This is a genomic window from Photorhabdus viridis, from assembly GCF_040256935.1.
Lineage (GTDB): Bacteria > Pseudomonadota > Gammaproteobacteria > Enterobacterales > Enterobacteriaceae > Photorhabdus > Photorhabdus viridis.
The window spans coordinates 1-2,978 of record NZ_JBEJZY010000115.1; the positions used below are offsets into that span (position 1 = coordinate 1).

Annotated in this window: 6 protein-coding genes; 3 read left to right on the forward strand and 3 right to left on the reverse strand. The window is 46.5% G+C overall.

Translation table 11 applies throughout. The features are described 5' to 3' along the window. Positions 1-1,162, forward strand: a 1,162-nt coding sequence (locus ABR397_RS22185) for an RHS repeat domain-containing protein (RefSeq protein ID WP_350307607.1), incomplete at its 5' end; no start/stop codon positions are given. After that, on the forward strand, positions 1,159-1,596 hold the full coding sequence (locus tag ABR397_RS22190) for a hypothetical protein (RefSeq protein WP_036775861.1): 438 nt from the start codon (positions 1,159-1,161) through the stop codon (positions 1,594-1,596). The genes ABR397_RS22185 and ABR397_RS22190, both read left to right, overlap by 4 nt. Before the next feature lie 54 nt (positions 1,597-1,650). Here ABR397_RS22190 and ABR397_RS22195 read toward each other — a convergent pair whose 3' ends face one another. The 3 genes from ABR397_RS22195 to ABR397_RS22205 all read right to left on the reverse strand — a co-directional run bounded on the left by ABR397_RS22195 (position 1,651) and on the right by ABR397_RS22205 (position 2,624). After that, positions 1,651-1,848 (reverse strand): DUF7706 family protein, encoded by a 198-nt coding sequence (locus ABR397_RS22195; protein WP_350307608.1) that lies wholly within the window; start codon positions 1,846-1,848, stop codon positions 1,651-1,653. A gap of 14 nt (positions 1,849-1,862) precedes the next feature. Next, the gene (locus ABR397_RS22200; protein WP_350307609.1) at positions 1,863-2,183 is read right to left on the reverse strand and encodes a SymE family type I addiction module toxin; all 321 of its coding nucleotides are present in this window, start codon (positions 2,181-2,183) and stop codon (positions 1,863-1,865) included. Between the two features lie 78 nt (positions 2,184-2,261). Beyond that, a complete protein-coding gene (locus ABR397_RS22205; protein WP_350307611.1) occupies positions 2,262-2,624 on the reverse strand; it encodes a helix-turn-helix domain-containing protein in 363 nt (120 codons plus the stop codon). Between the two features lie 132 nt (positions 2,625-2,756). Between ABR397_RS22205 and ABR397_RS22210 the strand changes: the two genes are divergently transcribed. Beyond that, positions 2,757-2,978: CHC2 zinc finger domain-containing protein (locus ABR397_RS22210; RefSeq protein WP_350307610.1), on the forward strand; the 222-nt coding region annotated here is incomplete at its 3' end.

A 2,978-nucleotide genomic window follows, 5' to 3' on the forward strand; every position in this document is an offset into this window, starting at 1 on the left:
TTGGGGTAACGCTTATGAGGATATGTTGTGGTATGACCGGGCGGATAACCTGCTGGAGCCACCGCAGGCGATACTGGGGCGTGAAGCGGAAGAGCGGGGGCTGTCTAAGACCATGGAGCCGCAGGGCGATCGCCTGAACCGCTGGCGAGAATGGCGCTATGAGCATGACCCGCACGGCAACATAACCCGCCGGGCGGGCAGCATGCGCGAAACCCAGGATTACCGCTATGATGGCGACAACCGCCTGACCGTGGCGGTAATCGGCAACACCACGGCGCGTTATCATTATGATGCCCTTGGTCGGCGTATCCGCAAGGTGGTGAAGATCGGGATTGATGGACTGGCGCGTTATGAACAAACCGATTTTGTCTGGCATGGCCTGCGACTGTTGCAGGAGCGCGAGGCAAAAAGGGGTGAAACGCAAACCTACTGCTACGAATCCCATGACAGCTACACCCCGCTGGCCAGCATCATCACGAAGGGAACCCGGCACGATTACTACTGGTACCACACGGATATTAATGGTGCGCCGCTGGAAGTGACGGACGAGGACGGCAAAATTGCGTGGGCGGAGAAATACAGTACTTTCGGTGAACTGGATGGCGCCCCGCTGGCTTACTTCACCGATCCGGCCCTGTCATCAAAGAGCTTTGACTTCCGGCAAAACCTGCGTTATGCAGGGCAATATTTTGACAAAGAGACCGGGCTGCATTTTAATACGTATCGGTATTATGCGCCGGAGATAGGCCGGTTCATAACGCCTGACCCCATTGGATTAGCAGGGGGTCTGAACCTGTATGCGTACGTGCCGAATCCGGTGTCGTGGATTGATCCGCTGGGTCTTGCTGGCTGTCCAGCAGTTAAAGACTCGTTTGAACAAGCTAGAAATAAAGCATTAAATTGGCTTACAGATAGAAAATTTAAAGCAGAAAAAGTGAACACTGGTAAGTTTGGTTCTACAAAGAACCAGCCTGTCGGAATGACTACCGCTGATGGAAAAACAGGTTTTAGAATTGAATATGATGAAAGAAGCGGTGCCCATATTAATGTCTTTAGTGGAAAAGAAAAAGGTGAACATTTCCTTTTTGATGCTACTGAGAAAACAGTCACTAAACTGCAAAAGCTATTTGATCTTCCATCAAAACCGTGGAGAGGCTCATGACTCTTGATGAAGAAATTAGAAATGAAATCAATCAACAACCTAATCCTCCAGTAATAATAGATGATTGGGAAGAAATAGCCGATTCTTTATCAGATTCTTTTGAATGGAAAGGCTCTAAAATAGATTGGTCAAAAACCAATAATCATCAAAGTTGTTTATATACGAAAGATGATGATTTGGAATTATTAATGAATAAATTTGTTGCAGATCATTCTCTTAACAAGGTCATATCTAGCAGTAAAACAATTTATTATATAAATGATTCATCTTTAGACTTTGCAATCGCTATGAATCCAGAGCAATTCCATGCTATTTCTTTGCTTGTTATTAATAATGTGCCACAACATCATTATTTTTTTGATGAAAATAAAAAATGGTGCTTTGTTATTAGCTCTGAGGGATATATAGATTTTGGGTTCTCTAATTTATCCTAAAACATATTAATAAGGCCGGAAGATCCTAAGTGATCTTCCGGCCTTATTTATGATCTATCTTGGCGAATACCCACTGTACGCTAGAGCAGATTGAAGTTTAGATATCGCATCTTTGATCTGATACGCTTCCTCGTCATTCACGGCACAGGCGCGTATCTCCGCCCAGTTCAGCCGCTTAACCAGTTGGGCCAAGGCCAGTGCTTCAAGGTGAGTTAACTGAATATCCTGTAAATGTTCAATCGCTATCGTCATCTCATGCTCTCCTCTTAACCCACAAAACCAGTTATCAGCGCCTGCATCTGCTGCTTGATCTCTTGCAGTTGGGCCTGTTGCCGCTGGTACTGCTGATGCTGTTGTTGCGTGGCTTCACTCTCTGGAATCAGCACCAGACAACCGTCCATCACCTTCACCGTAATCTGGCCGCCGGTATTAAACCCCGCCTGTCTCAGCCACTGCCCCTTAAGGTGTATTGCCGGTGTGGCGTTGTTGACCCTGTTCCCGTTCGGTACATAGCCCACCGTGTAATAACGTTCTGTTTTCACAGCTTTATTTACTGCCGCTTCTGCTTTAGAATGCGCCTTAGCCATAGTGACTACTCCTATTAGTTGCTGTGGTGAGCGGGTTGTCAGTGTTGGCGCACTGGCAATCCGCGTTAGCTTTATTCGTTACTCTTCTTTCTTCTTCGCTGCCTGTCTGGCTGAATCCCAACGTCGGGACTGATACTTGATAATTAAACTCTCCAGCACTTCACGAACAATACTCTGTTCATCATCAGGAAGCTGGCTGATGGCTTCAAACTGCAAGGAAAGTTCATCAACTGGTACACGTTCATGTTCATCAAATAACAAAAAATCCGTACTGACATTCAGCGAAGTCGCGATCTTCTTCAATACATCAAGGGAAGGCTGAGCCTGCCCTGTCTCGTACTTCTTCCAGCTATTAGCATGAATCCCAATAGCATCAGCTATCGCCTGCTGAGATAGGCTACGTTGCTTACGTAAAGCAATGAGTCGTTCAGATAAGGGCATAGATAAGCACCAGTAAACCGAGTGACTCATGATTTTACCCCCTTGATTAATATCCACTTGACGATGGTACATATATATGTGCCATAATAAAACACATATATGGTCTTGACAAGGTTTTAAAGGAACAAACTTATGGCCCGCATTCCCGAAGCCGAATTACAGCACCTGAAAGCCGCCGTCTCCTTAGTCGCCGTGGTGGAGCAACAGGGGCGACAGCTCTTTAAACGCGGCAAAGATTACGTACTGCTGTGCCCGTTCCATCAGGAGAAAACCCCGTCAATGGTTATCTCACCGGCAAAAAATCTCTATCACTGTTTTGGCTGTGATGCCGGCGGCTCAGTACTGGACTGGGTG

Excerpts from the sequence above, each read along its gene's own strand:
- ABR397_RS22190 (WP_036775861.1), top strand. The coding sequence starts at position 1,159 with ATGACTCTTGATGAAGAAATTAGAAATGAAATCAATCAACAACCTAAT.
- ABR397_RS22195 (WP_350307608.1), bottom strand. The coding sequence starts at position 1,848 with ATGACGATAGCGATTGAACATTTACAGGATATTCAGTTAACTCACCTT.
- ABR397_RS22200 (WP_350307609.1), bottom strand. The coding sequence starts at position 2,183 with ATGGCTAAGGCGCATTCTAAAGCAGAAGCGGCAGTAAATAAAGCTGTG.
- ABR397_RS22205 (WP_350307611.1), bottom strand. The coding sequence starts at position 2,624 with ATGCCCTTATCTGAACGACTCATTGCTTTACGTAAGCAACGTAGCCTA.